Source organism: Synechococcus sp. MU1643 (assembly GCF_020514095.1).
Classification (GTDB): Bacteria; Cyanobacteriota; Cyanobacteriia; order PCC-6307; family Cyanobiaceae; genus Parasynechococcus.
Genome location: NZ_VTKY01000001.1, coordinates 68,274 through 93,567 on the forward strand (window position 1 = coordinate 68,274; position 25,294 = coordinate 93,567).

Sequence of the window (25,294 nt, forward strand, 5' to 3'; positions counted from 1 at the left end):
TGGAACCCTCCTTCCCAATCTTTTCGCCTGAGTGTCTCAGTAGCGCACTTCGAACCAGTCGTCGCCCGTAACCGGGAGCTGGCTGGGTGTCACCCGAAGCACCCTTGCACCCGGCGGCCCGACTTCACACCAGGCCCGCAGTTCAGACAAGGCCAGCGGTGCCCCTTCGGCTTGAACTTCCACACGGCCATCACTGAGGTTGCGCACCCAACCGCTGATGCCGAGATCCAGGGCGCGCCGATTGCAGCTGGCACGGAACCCTACCCGCTGAACGCGGCCTTCGATTACCCAGCGCCAGCGTTCGGCGAACGGTTGGATTCGCGGGGGTTGCTGGCGGCTGACGAAGCGCTTGCCGATCGCTTCTCCCCGGCTTCGAGCGCGGCGCGCCATCGGGAGCAGATCGTCGTAGAGCTTGCCCAGTGCAGGTGAACCCAGCTCGCGTGAACTGTCTGATCGACCCATCCTTCCGAATGTCGATGGACTTTCCATCCCTCAATGTCCCACAGCACTGTCCTGTCGGAGGACGGCCGGTTGGTGTGCAGTTCCCAGCGGTGAAATTCGTGGCCCACCAGCTGCTGACCGCTCTTCACAACAGGGCTGTCCCGCCGTGCCAGCAGGCGGCGATAGCCCACCTGCAGCGGTCCGCGCTGGGCCGTGAAGGGCAGTAGACCCGCCATGCGGTGGCTGCTGCCATCGAGGTCGGTTAGCTGGTTTCCGAGCACAAGCATCCCGCCGCATTCGGCGTAGATCGGTCGCTGCTGCACGAAGGCCCGTAGCGAGCTCAGGCTTTGCTCACAGCCGCTGAGCTGGGCGGCGTGCTGTTCGGGGAAGCCGCCCGGCAGGATCAGTCCCTTGGCTTCTGAAGGGATGGCCTCATCGGCCAGGGGGCTCCAGCGGAGCACGGGCATGCCCATGTGCTCCAGCAGTTCATTGGTTTCCTGGTAGCGGAAGTGAAAGGCGGCATCACTGGCTAGTGCCACCGGCAGGGGCTGTCCCTGTTCTACGGGGATGTTGGCCAGGGGCTGCGGCCCGGGGCGGGGTGCCTGCAGCAGGGGTTCCAGGCGTTCCAGGTTCAGGTGCTGGCTGGCCAGAGCGGCCCAGGCCTGGCGTCGCTGTTCGGGCGCTTCCAATTCATGGGCCGGGGCCAAGCCGAGATGACGGCCCGGCAGGGCCAGGGCTTCGCTGCGCGGCAGGCAGCCCAGCAATGGCACCCCCATGCGATCCAGCACCTCGGCCAGCAGTTCCCGGTGCCTGGGGCTGCTGACTTTGTTGAGCACCACACCGGCGATGTGCAAGTGGGGATCGTGATCGCGGAATCCGTGCACGATGGCGCCGAGGGAGGCAGCCTGACCACCGGCATCCAGCACCAGCACCACCGGCAGGTCCAGCAGGCGGGCCACGTCGGCGGTGCTTCCGGTTGTACTGCTGCCGATGCCATCGAAGAGCCCCATCACCCCCTCCACGAGGGTCAGCTCGGAGGCACCTCCATAACCGTGAAATGCGCGCCGAACCCAGGCTTCCCCGCAGAGATTTAGATCGAGGTTGCGACAGGTCTGACCCGAGGCCTGGCTGAGCAGCTGGGCATCGAGATAGTCCGGCCCCACCTTGAAGGCTTGAATCCAGCGGCCGTTCTGTTGGGCCCAGCTCAACAGCGCCAGGCTCAACAGGGTTTTGCCGCTGCCACTGGCTGGTGCAGCGATGACAGCGGCCATGGCTCAGACGCGGATCAGCTCAGCAGCCTGGCAGCCAGCGGAGCCGCAGCTGCCAGCAATGGGTTGGTGCTGTCGTGACCGCCGCCCAGCAAGCGGGCTACATCCATTTCAGGGGTGTCGTGCTGAACGGGAACCACTTCCTCATGCAGATCGAGGTTGGCCATGCCTCCCCCCTCCAAACGCATGCAGCCCCCAGATTCAGCGCAGAGAATCACGCACACGCCTTGCTTGTTTTCCGGCTCGGCAATGAGTCGAAGCCCCACCATCTGGCCGGCATGCACGTTGGGCTGCCCCGTCGGCACAGCCATCAGTTGGAAGGTTACCTCCGTTCCATCGGAACGCTTGAACTGGGCGGTGGTGCCGTCCTCGATCGTGTCGGTCGAGACCAGCGTCCAGCCCAGTCGATCGGCGATCCATGCGGCTAGCAGCAGTCCTTGGGCGGGGTGATGGCCCTCAACATCGATGTCGAGACGGGTGATGTGGCTTAAAGCATCACGCCGTTGCGGCGGGTCGAACACCATGGCGAGGGTCTCGCGCCAGCTGCGAAGGCGCAGCCAGTTGAGATCGTTCACTGCCTGGCCGCTCACCACGCGGCTGCTCAGCAGCTCAAGGCACTGACGCGGATCCCCCAAAGCGGTGTCGATGATTAGGCGCCGTGGTGCGCTGTTGAGCCGTTGCATCAGCTCTGGCGCTTCGTCGATGCAGCCGTTCCACCAGACCCAGGCCGGCATCGAGTCCGGCAGCAGGGGGTCGAGAATCGAAAGGCCCTCACGCAGGGCACCATGGCCGCCTCGCAGAACTACAACATCGCCGCAGGCTGCGGTCCCCCCCCCCTCCTCAGGCAGCGGGCAGTAGGCGGCCACGAGTGTTTCGAGGGGTTGCGCCGCATCGATGGTTGGTGCCAGGGTGATCAGGCGCCGGGGCATCAGCGCACTCAGGGCCGGATCGATGTACTGGCCACGCAGGTCTTCTGCGCTCACCTGCCCCTCAAAATCAGCCACCGCCTTCACCACGGCCCCATCAAGCGGCGGCGTGCTCAGGGGAAGGTCGGCATCCAGCACCGCTTGGCGGCCCGCAGCGATCAAGGGGGCGGATTGCTGTCCGGTGACGGGCCCAGGCAGGCGACCACTGCGGATCAATTGCTGCTCCGCCCAGGCGGGTTGCCAGATCAGCAGGCAGAAGGTGTTGGCCCCGGTGCCCGTGCTGCCCTGTTGCTCGGGGGACCAGAGCTGTTCGAGGTAGTGGGGAACCTCCGCAGGTGCCAGTTCCAGCGGGGTTTGCAGGGTGAGCTGAGGGGACATGGTGACGGATGAACGAGACTTGGAGAGCTGAGAAACAGGGCTGTGAACGCGCGCTGTCAGGGGCGTCGCCAGAGCAGTCCGTCTTTTGCCAGCAGGGCATCCGCGGCGGCAGGCCCCCAGGTGCGGGATTCATAGGGATGAACCGGCAGCTGCCAGGGGCTGTCTTCAATCAGTTCCAGCAGCGGGGTGTAGAGCCGCCACGCCGCCTCCACCTCATCACTGCGGGTGAACAGGGTGGGGTCGCTGAGCATGGCGTCAGCCAGGAGCCGCACATAGCCCTCATCGGACGGCTCCCCGAAGGATTCATCGTAGGAGAACTCCATGTCTATGGGCCGGCTGCGCATGCCAGAACCGGGTGATTTCACCTCGAAGCGGAATTCAGCCCCCTCATCCGGCTGGATGCGCAGGATCAGCTGATTGGCGGTGGGGCCTCCGGTGGCTGCATCAAAGAGATGCACCGGTGCTTCACGGAAGGTGAGCACCACTTCACTTGTTCGCTTGGCCAGCCGTTTGCCAGTGCGCACATAGAACGGAACCCCTTGCCAGCGCCAGTTGTCGATGAACAGCTTCATCGCCACGTAGGTCTCGGTGGTGCTGTTGGGATTCACACCGGGTTCATGGCGATAACCGGCAAGGGGCGATTCCGCGGAACCACCGGGTCCGTATTGGCCACGGATGCAGCAGTTCCAGGGTTCGAGCTCATCGGCCAGGCGAGCAGCCTGGAGCACCTTGGCTTTTTCGTTGCGGATCGCTTCCGGATCAAAGCGTCCTGGCGGTTCCATGGCGGTGATCGCCAGCATCTGGGTCAGGTGGTTCTGCACCATGTCCCGCAGGGCACCGGCCGACTCGTAATACCCGGCGCGTTCCTCCACACCCACGGTTTCAGCGGCAGTGATCTGAACACTGGAGATGTAATTGCGATTCCAGATCGGCTCGAAGATCGTGTTGGCAAAGCGCAGAACCATGATGTTCTGGACCGTTTCCTTGCCCAGGTAATGGTCGATGCGAAAGACCTGATTCTCCTGACCGCAGGCCTGGACCACCTGATTGAGGGCCTGGGCACTGCCGTAGTCGCGACCGAACGGCTTTTCGATCACCACCCGGCTGCGTTTTGGGTCCTTCAACAGGCCAGCGTCGGCGAGTGAACGGCAGCCGCTGCCGTAGAACTTGGGGGAGACGGAGAGATAGAAGGTGCGGTTGCCGCGGGTGGCGCACTGTTGATCGATTGTTTCCAGCCGTGTGCCCAGCCGCACCACATCCTCAGGTTGTTGAAGGTCGACCGGCTCGTAGAAGAGTTTCCCGACGAACTGCTCCCAGGCCTGGGGATCGTCCTGAATCGTGCTGGCGAGTGCCTCCGCCATCTTTCCGCGGAAGTCTTCGTCACTCCACGGCCGTCGCGCACAGCCCAGAAGGGCGAACTCACTGGGCAGACGCCGTTGCTTGAACAGCTCAAACAGGGCTGGCACCAGCTTGCGGTGGGTTAGATCACCGCTGGCGCCGAAGATCACCAGACACTGCGGCGCGATCACACGCTCCTGACGCAGTCCAACCCTGAGGGGGTTCGTCATCGTGGCAACCATGGAGCGTCCAGGCTTCTGAGGTTGGTTTAGGCACGGAACCGGCAACAGACATGGACTTGCCGCTTTGTTTCCGTGTTGGTGCCAGCTTTTGTTGCCAACCCAAAAAAAAAGTCCACCCCTCGGGGTGGACTGGAAGCGATCGATGGCTGATTGATCGGCTTGTGATCGATCAGTAGGTCTCGACGTGCCAGCGGTCGGCCTTCTTGAGCTGAGGGCGCAGTTCGGACCAGTCCAGACCCTTGGCTGCCGCGGCGGCGGTCATGGCCTCATCGATGCCCGGCTCCATGCCGCGTAAACCGCACATGTACACGTGGGTCTTGGGATCTTCGATCATTGCGAAGATCTCTTCGGCGTGCTCCAGAACGCGGTCCTGGATGTACATCCGGCCTCCCTTGGTGTTCTGCTGTTCCCTGCTGATCGCCTTGGTGTAGCGGAAGTTGTCGGGATACTCCTTTTCGTAGTGGAGGAAGTCCTCGTCGTACAGAAGATTGGCGGTTTTGGGTGCGCCCATGAACAGCCAGGCTTTGCCGCGGAATTTCCAGCCGTTGGTCTCCTGTTCGCGGGGTTCGAACATGCGGCGCAGGTAGGTGCGCATCGGAGCGATGCCGGTGCCGGTCGCCAGCATGATGATGTTGGCTTCCTCATCGTCAGGAAGAAGCATCTCCTTGCCCACCGGACCGGTGATCTTCACCTTGGTTCCTGGTTCGATGTCGCAGAGATAGGTGGAGCAGACGCCATAGATCTGTTCACCAGCCTCGTTTTTGTATTCGAGCTGACGAACACAGAGGGAGACAGTGTTGCCTTCCAGGTTGTCGCCGTGGCGGGTGCTGGCGATGGAATACAGGCGCAATTTGTGGGGTTTGCCGTTGGCGTCTTCCCCCTCGGGAATGATGCCGATGCTCTGCCCTTCGATGTACTTCAGCTGGGGCTCACCACCGGCGAGGTCAAACGTGATGTGCTGAACACGACCGATCGCACCGTCCTGAAGCAGGGAATAGTTCTCGGTGACCGTCCCCATGAAAGGGGTTTTGGGCTTGTAGGTGTTGACCGGAACGTCGGCGTGGGGCTTTTTCTTCGGGGCGCTTGACGTCACGGCTTTCTTGGCGGGTTTTTTGGCGGTTTTTTTGGCAGGTGCCGGGGTGGTGGCAACGGGAGAGGCTTGTCGCTCTACTTCCACACCATTCACAGACAAGATTTTGGCGCCAGAGGCACCCAATCGTTTGAAAAGTGCGGAAAACTGGTTCATCCCAACGGTGTAGGTCTGAACCACAGACGGTTGTGAGCCGACATGGGGACCACTTGCCACGACAGTGAACAGAGCCTCATTGCAGTGCTCTGTCGCTGCATTGGACACACGCATTGAAATCACCTGCTTTTTGTGGCGCGACTATAGGCGTGGCCTTTGATTTCACACAAAAAGGTTGCTGTTCGGAACAGAATCTGATGTGATCCAGGCAACCTCCTTAAGATCCTCAGGTTCGGCCTCTCATCTCGGCGTCTCTTTTGGTTTTCCCCCAGACAATGTTTGGACCAGGGCTGCAAACCTCCGCAGATCCAGGGACTGCGATCGAGCAGACCATGGAGCGGCTGCCTCAGGGGACGCGGCGTTTGGCAGCTGAACTCAAATCTCCCCTGCCCGTTCAACTGCTCTGGGATGTGCTGACGGATTACGAGAATCTGTCCCGGTTCATCCCCAACCTCAGTAGCAGCGAGCTGATCCAACGCCAGGGTCAGACGGTGCGGCTTCAACAGGTGGGTAGTCAGCAGCTTCTTGGGCTTCGGTTCTCAGCCCAGGTTCAGTTGGAGCTGATCGAATTCCGCCAGGACGGACTGCTGCAATTCCGCATGGTGAAAGGTGATTTCCGACGCTTTGAAGGCTCGTGGCAGATCCGTCAACGTCCCGACGGCTGCTCACTGCTTTATGAGCTGACGGTTCAAGGGTGCCTGGGAATGCCGATCGGTCTGATCGAGGAGCGGCTGCGGGACGATCTCTCCAGCAACCTCAACGCCGTGGTGCAGGAAGCACATCGCAGAAAAACTGAATATAGAAATTCAGTTGCGCTTTGATTCTCGGCCCTAGTTGGATAGTTCCCGATCGGAATGGGGGGCTGCATTTGCCTAGCGGCCTCAAGTGACTGATGCCTGAACCGCACCAGAAAATGATTGAACTTTTACCCGGTTCACCACCAAAACAAGCTTTGTGATGACGTAGTACCCCCAAGGGGATTCGAACCCCTGTCGCCTCCGTGAAAGGGAGGTGTCCTAGGCCTCTAGACGATGGGGGCGAGGCCGTAATCAGCGAGCAGTCTGTGCTTCTGATCACTTGTGAACACTAGGGCTTGGTCGGACCCTCCGTCAAGACAGCTTGACCCCATTCGACACCTTGTCCTTGCCAGATCGGCACTGTGAAGGTGAAGCAGGCACCCTCGCCAGGGTCCGAAACCACCCAGATCTTGCCGCCGTGCACTTCGACGATGCGGCGACAGACCGACAGCCCCACGCCGTAGCCGGTGGTTTGGTCGGAGGTTTGCGGCAGCCGCACCCGATCCAGAAAAATTCGCTGCTGTTCCGTCTCCGGAATGCCCGGTCCACTGTCACAAACGCTCACCTCAACCCGCTGGCTGGTGCGATGCAGCATCGTGAGCGAAATGTGCCCACCATCGTTGGTGTATTTCAGGGCGTTTTCCAGAAGATTCAGCATCACCTGACGCATGCGCCGCTGATCGGCAAAGACCTTGGGCAGGTCAGCCGGAATATCGGTTTTGATCTCAACGTTGCGGCCCAGCCAAAATTTTTCAAGCTCGAGGATCACTTCGGCTGAAACGCTGGCCAGGTCAAGCCGCTGTGGGTTGAACAGGGTTTCCCATCGGGTGGTGCCCACTTCCAGCAAATCTTTTGACAGCGCCTCCATCTCTTGAAGTCGACGGGTGATCACATCTTGAAAGCGATCCATATCGATCTGGCCCAGCTTCTGGCTTTGCAGGGCCAACGCCGCTGCCGTGAGTGGTGTGCGCAGTTCATGGGCCACCATGCGCAACAGTCGTTCCTGAGCGCTGACGCGATCGATCAGCGTTTCATTCTCCTGCCGCAACACCAGCAGCTGATCCTCCAGCTGGAGTTCTTTTTGGGTTCGACTGCCATCCAGTTCGGTCGGCCTGAGGCTGAGGCCAAGGCCGCTCACCACCCCATCCTGTTTCCAGCGGGGCACCCATCCTTTGAGTTGCTGAAGAATGTTGCTTCCGGCAAAAACCTGCTTGGGGTTCGGCGAGAGTTTGATCAGCGCTGGCGTCACCACGAGGCGATGCAGTTCAAGCAGTTCGGGTTGTTGTGCGGGATCGGCAACCTGCAGGGTGACTTCGAAGCCCAGGTCCTCCCGTTCCAGGAACTGCACCAAGGAACGGAGGTCCTGACCCGACAGGTGATGTCGAGCAGCCACCAGCAATAGCGTCAGCGTTTGCCGTGTCTTGGGAGCGTCCTTGACCACGCGGACTGCAAGACAGCAAAAACCGATGCTTACCTTATGGGTTTTTGACTGCACCGCCAGCAGCGCTAAGACGAACAGGAACACTCCGTTGCGTCATTGACGCGGTCCATGTCGCTTTTTTCCGCGCAAAACCGTGTTCCTCTGACCGTTCCCGGCGGAGTGGCTGACCAGCCCTCGATTCAGGTTGATAGCAACCTGCGCCGCTGGTTCAGCCGGAATCTGGGGTTATGGCGTTCTCGGCGGCAATACAGCTTCAGTGACGACCAGGTTCTCCACTTGGACATGAACCTCAAGATGGAGGCATTCGCACACCCCGAGGTGGGTGAGAGCCGCTACCGCTTCAGCTGGTGGTCTGACCAAGAAGACCAGCATTGCGACGAATTTTTTGCCCGCAAGCCCTGGTTTGAGCGTAGTGGAGTGATGGAAGCCACATTGTGGGGTCATCAACTTCAGAGAAGTCGCGGTTATCTAACGGGAGACCCGGTGCGCACCCGGCTGCGTCAAGTTGATGAGCACGAAACCATCCTCGAATCCCACTATCAGCAGTGGGACATCCTTGAGCACATTCGCCTTGTCGATCAGGACCGCTACCGCTATCGCGCCATTTACAGCTGGGAGAACGGTGATCTCTCGATCGTTGAGCACCATCATGAGATTCGAATGTCCGATCCCCTGCCGCTGATCGAGGACGACTGAACGACACCGATGTGCTGATGGCCCAGTTCAACAACCGCGCCTAAGCCTCGGCCAGCTTTGGCATGGGCGGTAAGTTGCAAAAAATTGACGCTGCCAGGGAACCAGGTGATTCGTCGTTCATTTGCTGTCGCAGCTTTTTTGCTGGCAGCCCCCTTGCTGTCACCCGCAACGGCTCTGGCCCAAGCCTCCAAGGACAAGCCCTCTCCCGCTACAGCCATGGAGGTCAACACCTACGGAGTGATGTCGATTTCCACCTTTTGTGAGGCAAGGGCTCAAAAGATTGATTTCAGCAAATCTTTGGCAGTGGCTCTCGCCGGTCAGTTGCATGTGATTTATGGCAAGCACGGTGGTTTACTTTCCGGCAGCAAAGAGCCCTTGCCCGAGAAGCGATTTCTCAACAATGCAGGATTCATGATTGTGGGAGGAGCGCTGAAGTTCTGCCCTAAATCAGTCCCCGCAGCAGAAAAAGCTCGTTTTGAAAAAGCTGCTGCCTCGTTGAAGCCCGGCAAAAAATAATTCCTTTTCAGTCTTCAGTACTTGCATTTTTGGCCGATTGAGGTCAGACGCTTTTTCATATGTTCTGTTGTCTTCTGCTGCTGTTTGAAGGCTGCCCCCCTGGCTGAAGGTTTTCGCTTGAAACGTCTCGGTTTTAGGGCTCGTCCGTCAGGATCATTTCCTGCTCGCGTCGTTAGGCCATGTCTGCTGCTGCTTCGATTCGTCTGGTGGATTACACGCCATGGGCGTTTGAGCTCCCCGCCATCGCCCTGGACGTGAACATCCAGAGCGACCATGTCGTTGTGATATCCAGGCTCAGCCTTGACCCGGGCCGGTCCGGAGAGCCCCTTGTGCTGTTCGGTGTTGATCTGGCCATCGAATCCCTGGCGATCGATCAGACGCCTTTGCAGCCTGAGGATTACAGCTTCACCGACGGACGTCTCACCATTCCCGACGTGCCGGGCCAGCCGTTTGTTCTGGAGACCTGTTGCCGTCTGGACCCCTACTCCAACAGTTCGCTCGAAGGCTTATATGCCAGTGGTGGTCTGCTGAGCACCCAGTGCGAGGCCGAGGGATTCCGGCGCATCAGCCTGCACCCCGATCGCCCGGATGTGCTGAGCCGATGGCAAGTGCGGATTGAGGCCAGTCGCAGCAGCTGCCCTGTGCTGCTGAGCAATGGCAATGCGGTTCAGGAGGAATCCGTAGGCGCTGATCGTCATGCGATTACTTGGGATGACCCCTTCCCCAAGCCCTCCTATTTGTTCGCCCTGGTGGCCGGAGACCTCAGAGAGATTCGTGATCAGTACACAACGGCGTCGGGCCGGCAGGTCACCCTGCGATTGCATGTGGAGGAGGGGGATGAACCCTTCACGGCCCACGCCATGGCCTCGTTAAAGCGATCCATGCAATGGGACGAATCGGTTTACAACCTTGAATACGACCTTGATGAATACAACATCGTTGCCGTCCGTCACTTCAATATGGGCGCGATGGAGAACAAGAGTCTGAATATTTTCAACTCAAAGCTTGTTCTGGCTGATGCGGCAACAGCCACCGATGCTGAACTTGAACGCATCGAAAGTGTGATCGCCCATGAATACTTTCACAACTGGAGCGGAAATCGCATTACCTGCCGGGATTGGTTCCAGCTGTCGCTTAAAGAAGGCTTGACGGTGTTCCGTGATCAATGCTTCACCGCAGATTTACATTCGGAAGCGGTAAAGCGCATTGAGGATGTTGCGATGTTGCGCAACACCCAATTTCATGAGGACGCTGGCCCCACGGCGCACCCTGTGAAGCCAGCGGAATACCAGGCGATCGATAACTTCTATACAACAACCATCTATGAAAAAGGTGCGGAATTGATCCGCATGCTGCGCACCCTGCTTGGACCGGAGCGGTTCATGAAGGGAATGGAGGTTTACGTGCAACGTTTCGATGGCACGGCCGCCACGACGGAAGACTTTGTTCAGGCGATCGCTGATGGTGCCACCAGTCAGGGCGAGCCCCTTGGCTTTGATCTGGAACGTTTCAAGCGCTGGTATCACCAGGCAGGAACTCCGGAACTCAGCATTGAACGTCAGTGGAACCCTGAATCGGGTCAGCTGACGGTCAACTTGCACCAGGCGACCCCTCCGACGCCGGGACAAGCGGACAAACAGCCCCTGGTGCTGCCGGTTGCCATGGCCCTGGTGGGTGAGCAAGGCCGTGTTGGTGACGAGCAGCTGCTGGTGATGGAGGCTGAGCGCGCCAGCATCACCCTGCAGGGCCAGCCGGGCGACACCCCTCCTGCCCTTTCGGTGCTCCGCCGCTTCTCGGCGCCGGTGCACGTGCGTCTCGAGCAGCCGCTGGAGGAGTGCCTGCAGCTGTTGGCTTCCGACGATGACTCCTTCTGTCGCTGGGATGCGGCCCAGCGCCTGGCACGCCAGGTGCTTTTGGCGCGGGCTGAAAACCAGCCGAAGCCTGCGGTGGAGGCGGCACTGATTCAGGCTCTCGATCAGCGGATCTGCGCCTACGACGGTGGTGATGGCATGGGCCTGGTAGCGCTGCTGGCGCTGCCGGGAATGGCGGAACTGGAGGCGTTGCAATCTCCGGTGGATCCGTTGGCGCTGGATCAAGCCTTCCGGGCGTGGACCCAGGAGATTGGCGTTCAATTGCAGTCGTCCCTGCGTCGACTTCTAGAGCTGGCCCGGGCTGACTGGACCCTGGCTTGGCCGGCTGGCCAGGGCGGTCGTGCCCTGACGGCTTTGGCCTGGCGCTGGCTTGCTGCGGCGGGCGATGCCACGGTGCAAGCCGAAGCCTTGGCGGCGGTTTCCGGACCCTCGATGACCTTGGCGCGGGGAGCCCTGCGGGCCTTGTTGCCGCAGGAGAGCGCAGAGCGTGAGAAGGCAATGGCTCTGTTTTACGAGCGTTGGCAAGACAAGCCCGTGATCCTGGATGCCTGGTTTGCGATGGAGGCATCAGCCCCCAGATCCAACGCATTGGAGCGGGTTCAACAGCTGTTGGACCACCCGCGCTTCGATCCCCTGGCGCCCAATTCCCTTCGCGCTGTTCTCGGTGGATTCACCGCCAATGTTCGGGCATTTCATGCCGTCGATGGCAGTGGTTACCGGTTCATGGCGGAGCAAATTGCAGCGGTCGATTCCCGCAATCCGATCACCGCGTCACGGATGGCCAAGGTGTTCAGCCGCTGCGCCAGTTACGGCCCCGAGCGGCAATCGGTCATGCGTCAGGCCATCGACCAGTTGGCCGCCAATTCCTTGTCGGCGAATACGGCCGAAGTCGTGCAGCTGCTCACGAGGTGACCACCACCAGCACGATCACCGCGATCAGCAGGATCACCAACCAGAGCTTTCCGTTGTTTCGTCGGCTGCTCCGGGGCGTTGCACGGATAGCTCGGCTTCCAGCTGGAGTGCCGCAGTCTTGACAGACCAGCCGACCGCCCATCGATCGGTCTGAACGAAACCGTCGGCTTCCGCAGTTCTGGCAGACGGTGAAGGCCAAGATCTCTCAATCAGGTTTCACCAGCTTGCCTGGAGTTCGTCAGACAGCCAGTCAGTCCCTTTGCCAGCCGTCGCAGCCGGCCTTGGAGCGTTGGCGTTTGGTACTCCGGTAGCTCTCGTTCTGTTGGGCCAAAGCGTCACTGGCCGCAGCAACTGCTGAGTTGTCACTGCTTTCAGCAATGATCAACCGATTGACCGCCATGGCGTTGCCCAGGCGGTTCAGCACTTGATCGATCAAGCGGCACTGATCAAATTCGGCGCGCCCCCCCGCTGGGATCCCCAAAAGAGCCAGGGTCCACACTCAGCACGCCAGCCTTTCATCAATCAGCTCAGGGGCTGTACGTGATGGTGCACTGATAGCGGCTGCTGGCTCCCACATCAATGCTTTTGCAGGTTGTCTCGGTGATCGTTGCCCCTTTCGGGATCACCCGCATCGCCTCGGCGGTGGCGAACTGCTCAGACGGGCCTTGGGCTGTGGCGCGCTTCCCGCCCGCAAGAGCCGTGGATCCCAAAAGGAGGCTGGCCATCAATAGAGCCGCATATCGCATCTTTAATGCCCGATGGGATTGCTTCTCCTTTCGGTTTACTCAGAACGAGGCCAGGTGACAGCCACGCTGCGTTCAGCAGCCGCCCCGACACCAGCGTTGACGCTGCGGTTTTGGTTCAGCCTCGGCTTCGCTGGCTGAACTTCGACCAGGGATTGGGGGTGGAGGCAACAAGGCTGCGGGTTGAACGTGAAGACGTCGCGACCCCCATGCGGCATCAAAGGGAACCACCACGAGAGGGATCGGTTCCGCGCTCCTCGCCGGTAAGCCCAAAGTGCAGGACGCGATGAGGGCTGTGATCAGAAGTCTCATCGCGCCATTTTTTGTCCATCCTGCGCTGTTACGCCGTAGTTCTGGCTGCGCCATCAGGGCTATGGCCCAAAGCCTGATCAGGCTTTGGAGTACGAGACGCCCCGGTAGGTCAGAGCAACGCAATTGCGAACGGATTTGATTTGCTCAGTCCGATAGCTTTTCCCCATGTATTTCAGTTGAATGGTTGGCCTTACAGATACTGTTTCTGTCTTTGCATATTTGTTTCCCAAGAAAGTGAGTTCCATGAAGTGAATAGGGAAGAATAAAAAACTTTTTATGCTCTACGTCGCCGTAAAAATTCTGCAAGGTTCCGTTTAATACCTTGTTCTATAGCCATTGTTAAAGCCGCGTCGGCTTGATACAAGTTTTGTTCTCTGTGCCTGCCATGACAGGGGAAAGGGGTTGAGGCGAGTTATTGGATTTTGTGTCGGTTCATGTGAAGCGCTTGAAATATTTTGTTGGTTTTATTCGTGCTGTTGAACTTTCCTTGATTGATTTGCTCAGGCTTGAGGCCTGGAGCGTTCCTCCGTTTGCGCTTTGCTGCAGCGTTGGCATGCAGAAATTCTGTCTTTGTGATGTTCCGGCAGCGTCAGCCGAAACGGATCCACATCAAATTCGTAGCCACAGGAGCAGCGGGCATGGAACTTCAGTTTTTTCGCTTTTTTCAGTCGCTTTAAGAGCGTGACGTTGCCAAAAACTTGCTCTGGCTTGAATCGCTCAAGCTTGGTGCGTTCTTCGGGTTCATGCTTGACCCGCGCCTTATGCAGCGCGTTGCGCACAGAGTTTTCACTGCCTTTGCCCAGGATTTTGGGGATCTGGAGGATCGATCGCCCTTCCTGCAAATACAGACGCTTGATCTCCTCGATCTCAGCAGTTGTGAAGCCAGATTTCTTGCCCACCTGCTTCCTTCCTTTGCTGTGAGTCTGTCAGGCGGCGCGCAAGCGCAATCCACGTTGTCGGCTGTGGAATGTCAGCCTGTCCGGATGATTCCCTTAGACCCACTGCTGCAACGGCTGGCCGGAATTGCCGGCATGGAGAGCGGCTGCAAGCGCCTTGTTGTTGTTCTGGGCCAACTTGGTGATTTCGATTCAATCGAATACGCCCAGGCGCTGGTGCCAAGGCTTCCCCAGTTGGCGGCGGTTGGGGTCAAGGTTCAGCTGTTCGGAATCGGCAACGCCGGCAGTGCAGAGCGCTTCGCGGCCTTTACCAGTTTTCCTCTGCAGCAGCTGATCGCTGATCCATCACCGCTGTTGCATCAGTCCCTGGGGTTGGAGGCCGGCTTGAAGCTCCCCGGTGGGCCATGGCCTGGCTTTTTGCTGATGTGCGCCGGCGTCGGTTCGCCCGGCACCTTGCGCGAGGTGCTGCGCGGCTACACCGGAGATCGCTCGGCTGCCCAGATTTTTGACGACGATGAGTGGGTTGAAGCATTTCCCATACCGCGCTTCCAGGGTGCTCTGTTTCGCCGGGCTGGTGGCGCGGGGTTTCAGCGACCGTTTGAGCTCGCCACCAAGCGTCTGCGCAACATGAACGAAGTGCTTCAGAACTGGAGCACCTATGTGCCCTGTGACGACTACATCACCCAGCGCGGTGCCACCGTTCTCCTCGATGGGGATGACAGCGTGATCTACTGCCACCGCGATCAAAGCCTGCTCGGCTACTCAGCCACCATGGAGCGCCCCCTGGCATTTCTCGATGAGGTTCTGGCTGAGGGCTGAGCTAAACCAGCTGTCTTCAACTGGCGGAAGGCTCGCGATACACCGCAAGAGCCGCTACCAATCCGCCGATGAAGCCTGAGCTGTGGCCAATCCAGCTGACGCCGGCGGGTGAGACACCGGGGATCAAGGCGATCAGGGCTGAGCCGTAGAGCCAGAACGCCACCAGGCCAAGGACCATCGACAAAATGCGACGTTCCAGCCAGCCGATCAGCAGCAGGTAGCCCAGCAGTCCGTAAACCACCCCCGAGAGTCCATGGCTGCGGGCCGGCCAGAACAGGGCGACGGGAATGTTGATCAGCAACACTGACAGCCAGACGCTCAGGTAATCGCGCATCCCCCGGCTGAGCACCAGCCAGCTCAGGGGCAGAAACGCCAGGCTGTTGGAGATCAGATGCCCAAGGCCGGCATGGCTGAACGGCGCTGTGATGACCCCCCACCACGGTTGATCCGGGCCCATCGGCAGGTTCCACTGCCCCGCAAAGATCAGTTGGTCGATCAGTTCCTGCCCCCAGGCCAAGGCCAGGATCAGCAGGGGAAGCAGCAGTCGAGCGCGCATCATCTTGCGCCAATGACCACAATGATGACGCGGATGCTGAGCGGATGATCAGAAGCGACGTCGACGTTCTGGTGATCGGCAGCGGCATCGGTGGACTCTGTGCCGCAGGTTTGTGTGCCCGCGCCGGCCGTGAGGTGCTGGTGCTGGAAGCCCATCACCAACCCGGTGGGGCGGCCCATGGCTTTCAACGCCAGGGTTATCACTTTGAATCCGGTCCATCCCTCTGGAGTGGCCTGGGGCGTTGGCCCAGCAGCAATCCCCTGGCCCAGGTGCTGCGCGCGCTGGGTCAAACCCTGGAGGTGATTCCCTATCGCACATGGGATGTGCTGTTGCCGGAAGGGGATCTGCGCATCGCCGTTGGGCATGACGACTTTGAGGCTGTGGTGCGCAGCCTGCGCGGCCCCGAGGTGGCCGCCGAATGGCGGCGTTTTGTAGAGGCGCTACAGCCAATTGCCGCCGCTGCTGATGCTTTGCCTTTGCTGGCCCTGCGGCCTGGGGTGGATGGCATGGCACAACTGCTGAAGCGCGGCGGACGCCTCTTGCCGCACCTCGCGGCGATGCGTCACCTCTCCGGTTCCTTTGGTCCCCTGGTGGATCGTCACCTCAGCGATCCCTTCCTTCGCCATTGGGTGGATTTGCTCTCCTTCCTGATCAGCGGCATGCCGATGGGAGACACCAACGCTGCAGCCATGGCCACGCTGTTCGGCCAGTGGTTTGAACCGGAAGCCCATCTCGACTACCCCGTTGGCGGCAGTGCTGCGGTGGTTGATGCCTTGGTGCGTGGCCTAGAGGCCCACGGCGGCAGTCTGCAGACGGGCACGGCGGTGCAACAGCTGCGGGTGGAGGGGGATCGTGTTGTGGGTGTGACCTTGGCCGATGGAACGCAGATTGCGGCGAAGCAGGTGATCTGCAATGCCGACATCTGGTCCACCCTTGGTCTGCTGCCGGAGTCCGTTGCGCCGAAGTGGCAGCGTCAGCGCGAGGCCACGCCGGCCTGCAACGGCTTCCTGCATCTGCATCTGGGCTTTGATGCCACGGGGCTGGAGGATTTGCCGATCCACACCGTCTGGGTCGACGACTGGGAGCGTGGGATCGATGCTGAGCGCAATGCTGTGGTGTTGTCGATTCCGTCGGTGTTGGCCCCCTCGATGGCTCCGGCCGGTCGCCATGTGCTGCATGCCTACACCCCGGCCAGCGAACCCTGGGAGTTATGGGCTGACCTGGAGCGCGACAGTGCGGCATATCAGCAGAGAAAACAGGAGCGATGCGCTGTGTTCTGGCGGGTGCTTGAACGCCGTATTCCCGACATCCGCGACCGCTGCGAGCTGATCATGGAGGGAACGCCGCTGACCCACAGCCATTTCCTCAATGTTCATCAAGGAAGTTACGGCCCTGCCCTTTCAGCGGCTGAAGGTCTCTTCCCTGGTGTGACCACGCCCCTCGCCAATTTCTGGCTTTGTGGTGCCAGCACCTTCCCCGGTATTGGCATACCCCCCGTGGCGGCGAGCGGTGCGATGGCGGCCCATGCCGTCCTCGGTCCGGAGAAGCAAAATACTTTGCTGCGGGAGCTAGGGCTATGAAGCATCTGCGTCATAACCTCGTTTTGGAACGCCGACGCAGTTCATGACTTCCAACGCCAGGATCGATTCGCTGCAGCTGATGCTCACGGATCTGCGCATGCGAAACGAGCCGATCCGTCACAAGGCTGCATTTCGTGGTTGCCAACCGGAATTTCAGGCATTGGTGAGTCGTTTGATCGAGCAGCTGGAAGGGGAATTGCTGGATGAGAAGCAGCGATCCCGATCAGCCTCACGTCAGGCCTGATCCTGAAAGAAGGTCGCGCCACTGCGACTCCTGCCTGGCGGCCTCCGTTGTGCCCTCCAGGGGGAAGCCGTTGAGAAAGTCCTTGTCTTGAGCGGGCTGGTAGGGCCCCTGTTTCAGCTCGAAAATCACGCTGTCGGCCTTCAGGGCCACCAAAGTGTGGAACTGATCTTCTGCAATCTCGTTGCCGTGGGTGGGCCCCTTGGCGCTGAGATGGAGCTGCTGCTGGATGTCGCCCTCACTGTTGAACAGCAGCAGTCCGATGGCGCCCTGCAGCACCAGGAAACATTCGAAGCCTGTGCCAGAGCCGTTGCGCCGGTGGCGGTGGGGCCGCACATAGGTGCCGGGCTGCAGCACGTTGAGGAATCGCTGAACCGCATCCTGTTCCCGGTGGAAATTGTGGTCCAGGCGCAGGCGGGGGTGCTGCCGGGCCTCGGCGGAAACCTGGGCGAACAGCTACTGGTCGATGCGGCGAAAGGGTGTGGACGTCATTGGTTCGCCTCCGCTGCCGACCGGTAGGCGGCGGGGACGAGCACCAGAAACAGCAGCCACCAGGCCAGCACACCCAGGCCCAGAGGAAGGCTGACCCAGAGGCGATGCAGTACGGCCCAGGAACCTCCGACCACCAGCACTCCCGTGGAGACGATGGACCAGGGCTGGCACCACCAGGGTTTCAGCGACCAGAACTTTGGCTGTTCCTGAGGCTTCAGCTCCGTCTGTTCAGCGGAGGGCGTCGAGTTCACCGGCGGCTTGCATGGCGGCGAGATCGTCGTAGCCACCAATCACTGATCCGTCGATGAACACCTGGGGGAAGGTGGTCATTTCACTGCGCTGCTGCACGGCTTGGAAGGCTGCGTCGTCGTTGACGGTGGTGACGGTGTGGGGCAGATCCAGGGTTCTCAGGATGCGCAGGGCGCGGCTGCACCAGGGGCATCCCGGCAGCACGGCGATCTCGATCCTTGGAGCTGCTGCTGCGGTTTGGCGTGAGGGGCGGCCTTCGCGTTGCTCCAGCACACCAATCAGCAGATCGACGCCCTTCTGCACGATCGTGCCGGGTTCCAGGTGGCCTCCCCACACCTGACAGGCTCCATCCGAGAGGCTCAGGTGCAGGTGCACACCCTCAGGGGAAAAGGTTCCATTGAGGGTGATCACCTCAAGGTCGCCTTCCAAGACGGTGGGCTCCGCCTGCCCAGGGCACTGGAACGAAGCCCTGGTCAGGTTGCCAACCACGCCTAGAACGAAGCCGCTGATGCCGTCCCGCTGGGCCAGCTCTTCGAGGCTGAGGCGCAGATCACTGCCGGGAGCAAGCTTCATCGGCAGGGTTTGCATGGCGCCTCAAAATGGAGCTCAAGATTACGCAATCTTGTCTTGCACGATATTGTTTATTTATTGTGATCATATTTTCACGAAATCGTGTCTCTCCTTCAAGACCTGGTTCAGGAGTTGCAGCAGCGGATCGAGGCCCAGGCCGTGGCTCCCAGCACGGCTGCGGTGGCGGATGCGGCCGGCTCGGAGCGCATCAATGTCACCCTGCCCCGCGGGGTGATGGATGACCTTAAGCGCCACGCTCTCGCTGAAGGGCGCAGTTGCGGCAATCTCGCTGCCTACCTCTTGGAAGAGGCCCTGCGTCGCCATCGCCCCCTGGGTTAGGGCTCTGTTCAATCCAGAAACTTGTCGGTGATGGCTTCCGCTCCACCACTCTGTTGGAGCTTCAGGATCGACACCCCCAAGCGCGTGCGCAGCTCGCTGTTGGGGGTCAACACGAATCCGTAGGTCTCATCCGCGAGGGTGAACGGTGCGATCCGAACAGCAAGATCAGGGTTCTGTTTGAGGTGGTAACGAAGCGAATGCCGATCAAAGATCAAGGCATCGGCCTTGCGATCCAGCACCAACTGAACGGCGCTGTCGAGGCTGGGTGCTGGCACGACCCGCATCTCGCGGTTTTCCGCCAGCTCCATGCCATCGGTGCCTTCGACGACGGCGACCCGGCGGCCGCTGAGCTGTTGAGGACTGTCAATGGCTGCTTCGGTGGTCCCCGAGAGAAAAAGGGTGAAGGCTGAGGCCAGGCTGGCGGTCAGGGATGACACTGCGATCAGGGAGATCACCATCCAGGCGCCGGTGATGCCCCGGCCAGTTCGTGTGATCGGTGCCTTGTCGCCATAGCCCACGGTCGTCAAAGTCACCAGGGCAAACCACATGCCGCTGCTGATACCGGGCAGCCAGTCGCGGGGGAACTGTTCGCTGTTCGTGCGCCGCTCGGCCAGCCAGATCAGGCTGCCGACCACCAACAGCACGGTGATCAGCACCAACATCGAGGAGATCACGGCCCAGCCGAAGAACACCCCCAGGCGACTGAAGAGGGAGGGGGCCTTCAGGGGAAGAAGAATGCCCTCCTTGCTCAGGAAGTAGGGCTGGGTGAAGTCAATCCCTGTGATGGCAAGGCGGCGGGAGGTGATGCTGATTGGGCCGACGAGCACGTCGATGACGCCTTCATCAACCGCTTCAATGCCGGCTTTGGGCGTCGGCTGGGGAATCAGCTCGTAGCTGAGGTTGTTGTCTTCGGCGACGCGTCGCCAGATCTCGAGGCTGATGCCGCTGATCTGCTCGCCGTTCTTGATCACGAAGGGGGCCGATCCACTGACCCCCACCTTCAGTTGGTTGGCCTCTAGGGGAAGTGCGCTGCCGAAGCAAGCGAGCGCGAGGACGACGGACCAGCGCCGGACCCCTCCCATCAGCGCTGTTCCAGACGACGCACGATCACGGCCATTGCCGCCAGGGAACCCGCCAGCGCGATCAGCAGGGCAATGGTCATGGAAACGTCAGGGGAGTGATGGTGCGCTCAGGTTGGCATCCCCGGCCCCGAGCAGCCAGTCGGCCACTTCCATCCTCAGGGCATAGGCACATTCGAAACGGCCTTCCTCTTCCAGCAAGCTCAACCGTTGTTCAAGCGTGCGCAGGGTTGAACTCGCGAGCTGGTGTGGACCCTTGCTCCGCGCCACAATGAGTCTTCTGGAGGCCCTCGAAGCTTGCGGCACGACGTCAGTCATCCAATGCAGCCAGCGCTACAGATCTGCGATCTGCACCCTTCATGACCGCATTGGAGTGGTCTTGGGGCGACAGCCCGCTCACGTTCCTGCCCCAGCGGGCCCTGTGGCGGGCTGAGGGGCGCGAGCTGTTTGTCGCCGACCTGCATCTCGGCAAGGCCGAGGTGTTCCAGGCCCATGGGATCCCCATGCCCAGCGACGGGGATCAGGGGACCCTCAATCCATTGCTTGAGCTCTGCAATGTCTGGTCACCGCAGCGCTTGTTTGTGCTGGGTGACCTCGTGCATGCCCGGACCGGCATCACCGCCCTCCTGCGCGAGACCTTGCTGGCGCTGCCCGATCTGTGTGGTTGCCCGGTGGTTCTGATCGGTGGCAACCATGACCAGGACAGCTGGATTGAAGGCTTGCCCCAGCAGCCTTCTCAGCGCTTGGGCAATCTCTGGTTGAGCCATATGCCCGAACGGGTTCCTGAGCCGGGGTTCTTGAACGTGTGCGGTCACCTGCATCCCACTACCTGGATTCGCAGCCGTTCCGATCAGTTGCGTTTGCCTTGCTTCGCCTTTGATCCGGATGGGCCGCGTTTGGTGATTCCTTCCTTCGGGCAGTTGACGGGAGGCCATGACTGCGGCGAGCGTTACCAGCAATGGCTGGTGGCTGAAGGCTCCATCGTTCCTTGGTTCGATCCAATCCCCAAAAACCGAGAGCGAAGAATCGCGTGACGCAGCCTGTTGCGCCGCGACCCAGACCTCGACCCAAGCGCAGAATTCGTCTGCGTATGAGCTGGCTGTTGCTGGCCGTGCCGTTTGTGGTGTTCGGCGGCTTGATCGCCTTGGCGCCTGTCGCTCCTGAGCGCTCCGATCTGGAGGATCAACCTGCCGGTTCCCTACAGCAGCGCGGCCAGGATGCCAAGCCGTTCCGCTACATCCCCGACGATGAGGTTTACGCGCTGGATCTCGATCCACGGCGGGTGCGCTTCGGGCTGCTGGAGGGTTGGGATCGCGAACAGGACGCCTACCAGGACAGCGCTGCTCTGGCCTACGTGTCCGGCCCGATGTATGAGCGCCATGTGGACGACGACGGTCGCGAGATAACGGTTCCTCTGGGGGATCTCAAATTCGGCAACCAGGTCTGGCGAGGGCGTAACCGCACGGCTTCACGCCAACGGGCCTACGTCGGCATCCGCCACGACGGCAGCATTGATTTCAGCTACGGGGAGCTGACCGATGAGCGCAGCCGCATCTACGACACCTTCATCGGCGGCCTGCACAGCCTTTACAACGACATCGAGGAGCCGCCTGAGAGCTACAAGGGCGCCTACAGCATCAGCATGGGCCAGCGGATCCGCTACTACCTGCCGCGGATTCGCATGGTGATGGGTCTGCGTCAGGACGGCCACATGGAAGTGCTGATGAGCCGTGATGGCCTGACCCTGGAGCAGACCAAAGACCTCGCCCGTCGCCGGGGCTACCTGGCGGCTTATATGCCTGACCATGCCTCGAAGAGCCGCTTCATCATCCCCGGGGTCAAGGGATTCACCGAAGAAGACGCCAACTGGATCAGCGGCGGTGCCACCAGCTTTGTGCATGTCCCTTACATGCTGCGGTTGAGCCCCCGCCAGATTCCCCTTCGGGGTAATTTGATCGCGGGTCTGGCGCCCAGGCTGGTGATGGATGAGGGCTGCGATGGCCCCTTCGACTGTGTCTCGTCTTTCGGCAGCCACCTCGCCGATCGCGCTCTTGCGGGCTTGAACCGGGTGATGGAACAGGGCGTTGAACCTCTGGCCCGGATGATCTGGGGGCCCTCCACCCTCACCAAGCCGGGCTCGCCTGCGGATGCCGATGACCGCAGCGTCGATCTGGATCGTGCACCCCTGCGGGAACCCCCGATCACGGCTGATCCTTTGGTGTTGCGCGAGCAGCCGGCTGTGATCCGGGAGCTGGAGCCGGCTGAGCCTGATGCGGATGACAGCTGGACCGAGCCGCAGCCCTATGCGCCGTTGCCCCCCGATCTGCCGCCGCCGATCGTTCTCGATGAGCCGATGCTCAATCCTGCTGAGGTTCTCCTGGATGAGTCAGCCCCACCGGTGATGCCGCCGCCGGCTCTGCCGCCCCTACCGCAGGTGCCCGTGCCTGCTGTTCAGGATTGAGCTTTGGAAGCCGTTTGGTCCTGGTGGTCGATTCCCAGCACGCAACGTCGGGTGTTGGTGGCGCATCTCCCCCAACCCCCAACGCGCGCTGAACAGCGGGCTATGAGTGACAGCCTCACCTGCCGGCTGTTCGCCGATGCAGGCCAGGTGGTTGCTTCGGATGACATTGGCCGCACGATTTATGGCAAGCCGCAGCTTCGAGACTCTCCGCTGCACCACAGTGTTTCCAACACCAGATCCCTCAGCCTTGGTGTGGTGGGGCCTGATCCGATTGGCATTGATGTTGAAGCGCTGGACCGGCCGTTGCGTGTGGCCTCTGAACTGTTGAAGCGGCGCATGTTTGCCTCGGCTGCTGATGCGACAGCCTGCCTGCAGCACTGGACGTTGATTCAGGCCTGGACGGCAAAGGAGGCTGTGTTGAAGGCAGCAGGACTGGGACTGGGCGGCGGACTCCCCAATGTGACCATCGCTCCGGACGGAGCCGCGGCATGGCTGCATGGTTCGCGCTATTCCCTCAGCCTCTGGACGCAGGAGGGCTTCAGCGTTGCTGTCGCTGAGGGCATCCGTGGCTAGAGGACTGATGGAGCACCAAGCAACAGCGTGAGATCTCGTCTTCAGCAACGTCTGGCTGAGGCCAACAACTTCCAGAAGGCGTTGGTCACGTCTCTGCTGGCCTGGGTGGCTCTAGGGGTGTGGAGCTATCTGATCGTCGTGCCGATCCTTTCGGCTGTGGCGTTCCTCTGGCTCGGGGTGACGGGCTGGCTGGTTTGGCGGATCTGGCGCAAACCCATGGTCTGAACCAGGGAATTGAAGTTCAACAACTTAGAGTCCCCTCCGGGTTTGGTTCGCGTTCGGTGGAATTCACGGTTGTGATTCTGAGTGAGCAGGTTGGCTCATACCCAAAAATCAACTGGACGGAATGGAAAGATCGCAACCGCAAGCAGATGAAGAGTCAGGGCGATGTGTGGTCGATGGCAACACTGTCTGGAGCCACAATCTGGGATTGTTTGGACGACAACAAGATCGACCGGCTTCACCTTGTGCAGTGGAAACCTGTTGACGACACGATGTATCAAGTGAGCCTGCCGCGTCGTTGAATTTTCCCTGGCAACTGTTCGTTGATGTTAGTTAAATAGCCAAAAAGCATCTGCTCGGGTTAAGCAGATGCTTTTTTATTAGCTGCTCGATATGAGCATTTTCTCTTTTAAAGAAGGAAGAGTAAGATCACAATGAACATTGAGCCCACTAGGAAGATCGAGTCTTCCTTTCTGTTGGAGTCAAAGGGCTCGTGGGGCTCTGGAATCATGGTGATGACTGTTGAAGCAGTCAAGCTAAAGGACTCGGCTGTCCCTCGGCGGCTCGCTGCTTTTTTAATCGCGCGAATCTGTGAGCCGAGCTCCATTCCATTGCTCACTCATTAACACGTCTTGTAGTTGATCAATTGCAGACTGCTTTGAATCATTCCAGTCTTGGTCTGAGAGCCTGATCAGGTATTCATGCTGGATGCCTGATCCTCTTTTTCGTGATGTGATGATCGAGACGTCGTCGTATTTGATGGGGAATGAGTCGCCAGATGGTGCTCCAAGGGCAGCTTCTGATGCGAACAAAAGAAAATCAAAAATCACTGGATTAAAATATTCATCGCTTGCATCCAAATCTCCACAAGCAACCATTTGTTCTTTGGTTTGTGGTGTGTACGTCACAAATGAAAAGCAGCATGGATCACCGGTGGCTTGCAGGTAGAGCCCTTTGAACCGACGCGTGCCCATCAATCAGCCTGCCGCCAGATGGGAGAGTTGGGATCCCAAACGGGTTTGGCGTAGGTCCCCTTCAGTTGTCGTTGAGGCTGATCGATGCCCAGCTGGCCATGGCATTGGCTTGCAAACTCAATCGAGTTTTTGTGGAATTCCTTCCATGCAACCAGTGTTTTGCCATTCCAAATGGGCGGTAAACCTGTTTCTTTGAGCATCTGATCAAAGGCTTCAAAGTGGTTCTGCAGTTGCTCGTCCGTGAGCACAGCCTCTGGCCGCGGCACCCTTAGAAACTGTTTGAAGGGTGCGCTCTCCATGCATGCCTCGAAGCTGTTAGTGAGTTCGGCTTGATGGCTCCAGGCCTTCTGTTGGAACACTCCAAAGACAACGAGGCCAATGAGCAAAAGGCCAATCCCGATAATCGCGCTGAGATGACCAACCGGCTCTTTGGTCTTGTCCATTGTCCAGGATTTCCAAGATCAGCCTACGGAGGAGTTTCTTCTTCGAGGGGCTCCATCGACGGGGTCTTCCGACCAGACTTAACTCTCTTTTGCTCAGAGCTGGATGCGAGTGTTGCTCAAATTCCTCCTCTCACTCGCAGCTTTCGCGCTTGTGTTGGCGACTGGGGTAAGAAGCGCTGCTCATTTCACGACTCACGTCGGCACGCGGCTTCCCCCAGCAGAGCTGGACTGCTTCCACTCTGGGAACATACAAACCGATGAAGGTCGCCGGCTCCAGGTCTTTAAATGTCCGATCTGATCAGCCGTTGGCCGGCTTGGTCAGTTTGTAGAGGTTCAGGGCGAAGAGGGCCATGCCGAAGCTGCCAAACGCGATGAGAAGGTCCTGGGTGGTGAAGGCCATGACTCTCGTTACATAACTTTGTTGACTAATGTAACGGAGGCGCAGGGATGCGTCGTCAAGTCGTTCCGAGGGGGCTGTGGGCAGTCCTCTTTTTTTATGACCTACCCCTTTGGTGCCATCAAGGCAGGCCTCGAAAAAGCATTCCGGCTTCCCGAGGCTCCACCGCTTGAGCAGCCTCGGAAGCAAGACCCTGCCGTGCTGAGCGAGTCAGAGCGATCGACGGTTCTGTTTGAGCACCCAGGCGTCTGAGGCGTCCATACTCATGGCCCATCA

Annotated in this window: 33 protein-coding genes and 1 tRNA gene; 14 read left to right on the forward strand and 20 right to left on the reverse strand. The window is 59.9% G+C overall.

The annotated features are described in order from the left end of the window. Positions 1-36: 36 nt before the first annotated feature. The 5 genes from FZX09_RS00375 to FZX09_RS00395 form a co-directional block, all read right to left on the reverse strand. Positions 37-390, reverse strand: a complete 354-nt coding sequence (locus FZX09_RS00375) for an acylphosphatase (protein ID WP_226399125.1) — start codon at positions 388-390, stop codon at positions 37-39. After that, positions 285-1,712, reverse strand: coding sequence for a cobyrinate a,c-diamide synthase (locus FZX09_RS00380; RefSeq protein ID WP_226399126.1), 1,428 nt, complete (start codon positions 1,710-1,712; stop codon positions 285-287). The genes FZX09_RS00375 and FZX09_RS00380 overlap by 106 nt, the downstream gene beginning before the upstream one ends. 14 nt (positions 1,713-1,726) lie before the next feature. Beyond that, positions 1,727-3,013 carry a glucose-6-phosphate dehydrogenase assembly protein OpcA gene (locus FZX09_RS00385; protein ID WP_226399127.1) on the reverse strand — a complete coding sequence of 429 codons (1,287 nt, stop codon included), beginning with the start codon at positions 3,011-3,013 and terminating at the stop codon, positions 1,727-1,729. A gap of 56 nt (positions 3,014-3,069) precedes the next feature. Then, positions 3,070-4,593 (reverse strand): glucose-6-phosphate dehydrogenase, encoded by a 1,524-nt coding sequence (gene zwf / locus FZX09_RS00390; protein WP_226399128.1) that lies wholly within the window; start codon positions 4,591-4,593, stop codon positions 3,070-3,072. Positions 4,594-4,762: 169 nt separating this feature from the next. Next, the gene (locus FZX09_RS00395) at positions 4,763-5,953 is read right to left on the reverse strand and encodes an FAD-binding oxidoreductase (RefSeq protein ID WP_226399129.1); all 1,191 of its coding nucleotides are present in this window, start codon (positions 5,951-5,953) and stop codon (positions 4,763-4,765) included. Between the two features lie 161 nt (positions 5,954-6,114). Here FZX09_RS00395 and FZX09_RS00400 point away from each other — a divergent pair, with 161 nt between their 5' ends. Then, a complete protein-coding gene (locus FZX09_RS00400) occupies positions 6,115-6,660 on the forward strand; it encodes an SRPBCC family protein (protein WP_226399130.1) in 546 nt (181 codons plus the stop codon). 145 nt (positions 6,661-6,805) lie between these two features. On the opposite strand, the gene FZX09_RS00405 is transcribed toward FZX09_RS00400, so the two are convergent. Next, a tRNA-Glu gene (locus tag FZX09_RS00405) sits at positions 6,806-6,878 on the reverse strand. 47 nt (positions 6,879-6,925) lie between these two features. Next, positions 6,926-8,077 carry a histidine kinase gene (locus FZX09_RS00410; protein WP_226399131.1) on the reverse strand — a complete coding sequence of 384 codons (1,152 nt, stop codon included), beginning with the start codon at positions 8,075-8,077 and terminating at the stop codon, positions 6,926-6,928. Between the two features lie 108 nt (positions 8,078-8,185). Between FZX09_RS00410 and FZX09_RS00415 the strand changes: the two genes are divergently transcribed. The 3 genes from FZX09_RS00415 to pepN all read left to right on the forward strand — a co-directional run bounded on the left by FZX09_RS00415 (position 8,186) and on the right by pepN (position 12,072). Next, entirely contained in the window at positions 8,186-8,773 is a 588-nt protein-coding gene (locus tag FZX09_RS00415; RefSeq protein ID WP_226399132.1) for a hypothetical protein, read from the forward strand. Between the two features lie 216 nt (positions 8,774-8,989). After that, positions 8,990-9,289: a cAMP phosphodiesterase gene (locus FZX09_RS00420; protein ID WP_226399133.1), complete on the forward strand. Its 300-nt coding sequence runs from the start codon at positions 8,990-8,992 to the stop codon at positions 9,287-9,289. 179 nt (positions 9,290-9,468) lie between these two features. Continuing rightward, on the forward strand, positions 9,469-12,072 hold the full coding sequence (pepN, locus tag FZX09_RS00425; protein WP_226399134.1) for an aminopeptidase N: 2,604 nt from the start codon (positions 9,469-9,471) through the stop codon (positions 12,070-12,072). On the opposite strand, the gene FZX09_RS00430 is transcribed toward pepN, so the two are convergent. From FZX09_RS00430 to FZX09_RS00450, 5 genes are all read right to left on the reverse strand, one after another. Beyond that, positions 12,062-12,271, reverse strand: coding sequence for a DUF2318 domain-containing protein (locus FZX09_RS00430; RefSeq protein WP_226399135.1), 210 nt, complete (start codon positions 12,269-12,271; stop codon positions 12,062-12,064). The genes pepN and FZX09_RS00430 overlap by 11 nt on opposite strands. A gap of 51 nt (positions 12,272-12,322) precedes the next feature. Then, complete coding sequence (locus FZX09_RS00435; RefSeq protein WP_226399136.1) at positions 12,323-12,571, reverse strand: hypothetical protein; 249 nt, start codon at positions 12,569-12,571, stop codon at positions 12,323-12,325. A 28-nt stretch (positions 12,572-12,599) separates the two neighbouring features. After that, complete coding sequence (locus FZX09_RS00440) at positions 12,600-12,797, reverse strand: hypothetical protein (protein WP_226399137.1); 198 nt, start codon at positions 12,795-12,797, stop codon at positions 12,600-12,602. Between the two features lie 407 nt (positions 12,798-13,204). Beyond that, positions 13,205-13,372: a DUF4278 domain-containing protein gene (locus FZX09_RS11965; protein WP_226399138.1), complete on the reverse strand. Its 168-nt coding sequence runs from the start codon at positions 13,370-13,372 to the stop codon at positions 13,205-13,207. Between the two features lie 255 nt (positions 13,373-13,627). Beyond that, positions 13,628-14,026 carry a hypothetical protein gene (locus tag FZX09_RS00450; protein WP_226399139.1) on the reverse strand — a complete coding sequence of 133 codons (399 nt, stop codon included), beginning with the start codon at positions 14,024-14,026 and terminating at the stop codon, positions 13,628-13,630. A gap of 84 nt (positions 14,027-14,110) precedes the next feature. Here FZX09_RS00450 and FZX09_RS00455 point away from each other — a divergent pair, with 84 nt between their 5' ends. Beyond that, positions 14,111-14,842 (forward strand): peroxiredoxin-like family protein, encoded by a 732-nt coding sequence (locus tag FZX09_RS00455; protein WP_226399140.1) that lies wholly within the window; start codon positions 14,111-14,113, stop codon positions 14,840-14,842. 16 nt (positions 14,843-14,858) lie between these two features. Here the strand turns inward: FZX09_RS00455 and FZX09_RS00460 are convergent, their stop codons facing one another. After that, positions 14,859-15,398: a rhomboid family intramembrane serine protease gene (locus FZX09_RS00460; protein ID WP_226399141.1), complete on the reverse strand. Its 540-nt coding sequence runs from the start codon at positions 15,396-15,398 to the stop codon at positions 14,859-14,861. Positions 15,399-15,442: 44 nt separating this feature from the next. Between FZX09_RS00460 and FZX09_RS00465 the strand changes: the two genes are divergently transcribed. Together FZX09_RS00465 and FZX09_RS00470 are read left to right on the forward strand one after the other, a co-directional pair. Beyond that, the gene (locus FZX09_RS00465) at positions 15,443-16,978 is read left to right on the forward strand and encodes an NAD(P)/FAD-dependent oxidoreductase (protein WP_226399142.1); all 1,536 of its coding nucleotides are present in this window, start codon (positions 15,443-15,445) and stop codon (positions 16,976-16,978) included. 43 nt (positions 16,979-17,021) lie between these two features. Next, entirely contained in the window at positions 17,022-17,222 is a 201-nt protein-coding gene (locus tag FZX09_RS00470; RefSeq protein WP_226399143.1) for a hypothetical protein, read from the forward strand. Here FZX09_RS00470 and FZX09_RS00475 read toward each other — a convergent pair. Genes FZX09_RS00475 through FZX09_RS00485 form a run of 3 tightly spaced genes read right to left on the reverse strand, consistent with a single transcriptional unit; the run spans position 17,208 to position 18,548 of the window. Further along, a complete protein-coding gene (locus tag FZX09_RS00475) occupies positions 17,208-17,675 on the reverse strand; it encodes a WbuC family cupin fold metalloprotein (RefSeq protein WP_226400288.1) in 468 nt (155 codons plus the stop codon). The genes FZX09_RS00470 and FZX09_RS00475 overlap by 15 nt on opposite strands. Positions 17,676-17,707: 32 nt before the next feature. Beyond that, complete coding sequence (locus FZX09_RS00480) at positions 17,708-17,962, reverse strand: DUF6737 family protein (protein WP_226399144.1); 255 nt, start codon at positions 17,960-17,962, stop codon at positions 17,708-17,710. Continuing rightward, complete coding sequence (locus tag FZX09_RS00485; protein ID WP_226399145.1) at positions 17,940-18,548, reverse strand: PCC domain-containing protein; 609 nt, start codon at positions 18,546-18,548, stop codon at positions 17,940-17,942. Before FZX09_RS00485 ends, FZX09_RS00480 begins: the two co-directional genes overlap by 23 nt. An 84-nt stretch (positions 18,549-18,632) precedes the next feature. Here FZX09_RS00485 and FZX09_RS00490 point away from each other — a divergent pair, with 84 nt between their 5' ends. Then, on the forward strand, positions 18,633-18,869 hold the full coding sequence (locus tag FZX09_RS00490) for a CopG family transcriptional regulator (protein ID WP_226399146.1): 237 nt from the start codon (positions 18,633-18,635) through the stop codon (positions 18,867-18,869). An 8-nt stretch (positions 18,870-18,877) separates the two neighbouring features. Here FZX09_RS00490 and FZX09_RS00495 read toward each other — a convergent pair whose 3' ends face one another. Both FZX09_RS00495 and FZX09_RS00500 read right to left on the reverse strand, forming a co-directional pair. After that, positions 18,878-19,951: a transporter substrate-binding domain-containing protein gene (locus tag FZX09_RS00495; protein WP_226399147.1), complete on the reverse strand. Its 1,074-nt coding sequence runs from the start codon at positions 19,949-19,951 to the stop codon at positions 18,878-18,880. An 87-nt stretch (positions 19,952-20,038) separates the two neighbouring features. Next, complete coding sequence (locus FZX09_RS00500) at positions 20,039-20,218, reverse strand: hypothetical protein (RefSeq protein WP_226399148.1); 180 nt, start codon at positions 20,216-20,218, stop codon at positions 20,039-20,041. An 89-nt stretch (positions 20,219-20,307) separates the two neighbouring features. Here FZX09_RS00500 and pdeM point away from each other — a divergent pair, with 89 nt between their 5' ends. The 5 genes from pdeM to FZX09_RS00525 are packed head-to-tail and all read left to right on the forward strand — an operon-like array spanning position 20,308 to position 23,506. Continuing rightward, entirely contained in the window at positions 20,308-20,982 is a 675-nt protein-coding gene (gene pdeM / locus FZX09_RS00505; protein ID WP_226399149.1) for a ligase-associated DNA damage response endonuclease PdeM, read from the forward strand. A 56-nt stretch (positions 20,983-21,038) separates the two neighbouring features. Then, positions 21,039-22,409 (forward strand): hypothetical protein, encoded by a 1,371-nt coding sequence (locus tag FZX09_RS00510; protein ID WP_226399150.1) that lies wholly within the window; start codon positions 21,039-21,041, stop codon positions 22,407-22,409. Between the two features lie 3 nt (positions 22,410-22,412). Then, a complete protein-coding gene (locus FZX09_RS00515; protein WP_226399151.1) occupies positions 22,413-22,982 on the forward strand; it encodes a 4'-phosphopantetheinyl transferase superfamily protein in 570 nt (189 codons plus the stop codon). Positions 22,983-23,009: 27 nt separating this feature from the next. Further along, entirely contained in the window at positions 23,010-23,207 is a 198-nt protein-coding gene (locus FZX09_RS00520; protein ID WP_226399152.1) for a hypothetical protein, read from the forward strand. Further along, positions 23,177-23,506 carry a hypothetical protein gene (locus FZX09_RS00525; RefSeq protein ID WP_370624135.1) on the forward strand — a complete coding sequence of 110 codons (330 nt, stop codon included), beginning with the start codon at positions 23,177-23,179 and terminating at the stop codon, positions 23,504-23,506. The genes FZX09_RS00520 and FZX09_RS00525 overlap by 31 nt, the downstream gene beginning before the upstream one ends. A gap of 273 nt (positions 23,507-23,779) precedes the next feature. Here the strand turns inward: FZX09_RS00525 and FZX09_RS00530 are convergent, their stop codons facing one another. Both FZX09_RS00530 and FZX09_RS00535 read right to left on the reverse strand, forming a co-directional pair. Further along, positions 23,780-24,178, reverse strand: coding sequence for a hypothetical protein (locus tag FZX09_RS00530; protein ID WP_226399153.1), 399 nt, complete (start codon positions 24,176-24,178; stop codon positions 23,780-23,782). Beyond that, positions 24,178-24,621, reverse strand: a complete 444-nt coding sequence (locus FZX09_RS00535; RefSeq protein WP_226399154.1) for a hypothetical protein — start codon at positions 24,619-24,621, stop codon at positions 24,178-24,180. Before FZX09_RS00535 ends, FZX09_RS00530 begins: the two co-directional genes overlap by 1 nt. Positions 24,622-25,117: 496 nt before the next feature. Between FZX09_RS00535 and FZX09_RS00540 the strand changes: the two genes are divergently transcribed. Beyond that, on the forward strand, positions 25,118-25,270 hold the full coding sequence (locus FZX09_RS00540; protein WP_226399155.1) for a hypothetical protein: 153 nt from the start codon (positions 25,118-25,120) through the stop codon (positions 25,268-25,270). The last annotated feature ends 24 nt before the right edge of the window (positions 25,271-25,294 follow it).

Coding starts and splice junctions, on each gene's coding strand:
- FZX09_RS00375 (WP_226399125.1), bottom strand. CDS start 390: ATGGCGCGCCGCGCTCGAAGCCGGGGAGAAGCGATCGGCAAGCGCTTC.
- FZX09_RS00380 (WP_226399126.1), bottom strand. CDS start 1,712: ATGGCCGCTGTCATCGCTGCACCAGCCAGTGGCAGCGGCAAAACCCTG.
- FZX09_RS00385 (WP_226399127.1), bottom strand. CDS start 3,013: ATGTCCCCTCAGCTCACCCTGCAAACCCCGCTGGAACTGGCACCTGCG.
- zwf (WP_226399128.1), bottom strand. CDS start 4,593: ATGGTTGCCACGATGACGAACCCCCTCAGGGTTGGACTGCGTCAGGAG.
- FZX09_RS00395 (WP_226399129.1), bottom strand. CDS start 5,953: ATGCGTGTGTCCAATGCAGCGACAGAGCACTGCAATGAGGCTCTGTTC.
- FZX09_RS00400 (WP_226399130.1), top strand. CDS start 6,115: ATGTTTGGACCAGGGCTGCAAACCTCCGCAGATCCAGGGACTGCGATC.
- FZX09_RS00415 (WP_226399132.1), top strand. CDS start 8,186: ATGTCGCTTTTTTCCGCGCAAAACCGTGTTCCTCTGACCGTTCCCGGC.
- FZX09_RS00420 (WP_226399133.1), top strand. CDS start 8,990: ATGGAGGTCAACACCTACGGAGTGATGTCGATTTCCACCTTTTGTGAG.
- pepN (WP_226399134.1), top strand. CDS start 9,469: ATGTCTGCTGCTGCTTCGATTCGTCTGGTGGATTACACGCCATGGGCG.
- FZX09_RS00440 (WP_226399137.1), bottom strand. CDS start 12,797: ATGGCCAGCCTCCTTTTGGGATCCACGGCTCTTGCGGGCGGGAAGCGC.
- FZX09_RS11965 (WP_226399138.1), bottom strand. CDS start 13,372: ATGGAACTCACTTTCTTGGGAAACAAATATGCAAAGACAGAAACAGTA.
- FZX09_RS00455 (WP_226399140.1), top strand. CDS start 14,111: ATGATTCCCTTAGACCCACTGCTGCAACGGCTGGCCGGAATTGCCGGC.
- FZX09_RS00460 (WP_226399141.1), bottom strand. CDS start 15,398: ATGCGCGCTCGACTGCTGCTTCCCCTGCTGATCCTGGCCTTGGCCTGG.
- FZX09_RS00465 (WP_226399142.1), top strand. CDS start 15,443: ATGATCAGAAGCGACGTCGACGTTCTGGTGATCGGCAGCGGCATCGGT.
- FZX09_RS00470 (WP_226399143.1), top strand. CDS start 17,022: ATGACTTCCAACGCCAGGATCGATTCGCTGCAGCTGATGCTCACGGAT.
- FZX09_RS00485 (WP_226399145.1), bottom strand. CDS start 18,548: ATGCAAACCCTGCCGATGAAGCTTGCTCCCGGCAGTGATCTGCGCCTC.
- FZX09_RS00495 (WP_226399147.1), bottom strand. CDS start 19,951: ATGGGAGGGGTCCGGCGCTGGTCCGTCGTCCTCGCGCTCGCTTGCTTC.
- pdeM (WP_226399149.1), top strand. CDS start 20,308: ATGACCGCATTGGAGTGGTCTTGGGGCGACAGCCCGCTCACGTTCCTG.
- FZX09_RS00510 (WP_226399150.1), top strand. CDS start 21,039: ATGAGCTGGCTGTTGCTGGCCGTGCCGTTTGTGGTGTTCGGCGGCTTG.
- FZX09_RS00530 (WP_226399153.1), bottom strand. CDS start 24,178: ATGGGCACGCGTCGGTTCAAAGGGCTCTACCTGCAAGCCACCGGTGAT.
- FZX09_RS00535 (WP_226399154.1), bottom strand. CDS start 24,621: ATGGACAAGACCAAAGAGCCGGTTGGTCATCTCAGCGCGATTATCGGG.
- FZX09_RS00540 (WP_226399155.1), top strand. CDS start 25,118: ATGACCTACCCCTTTGGTGCCATCAAGGCAGGCCTCGAAAAAGCATTC.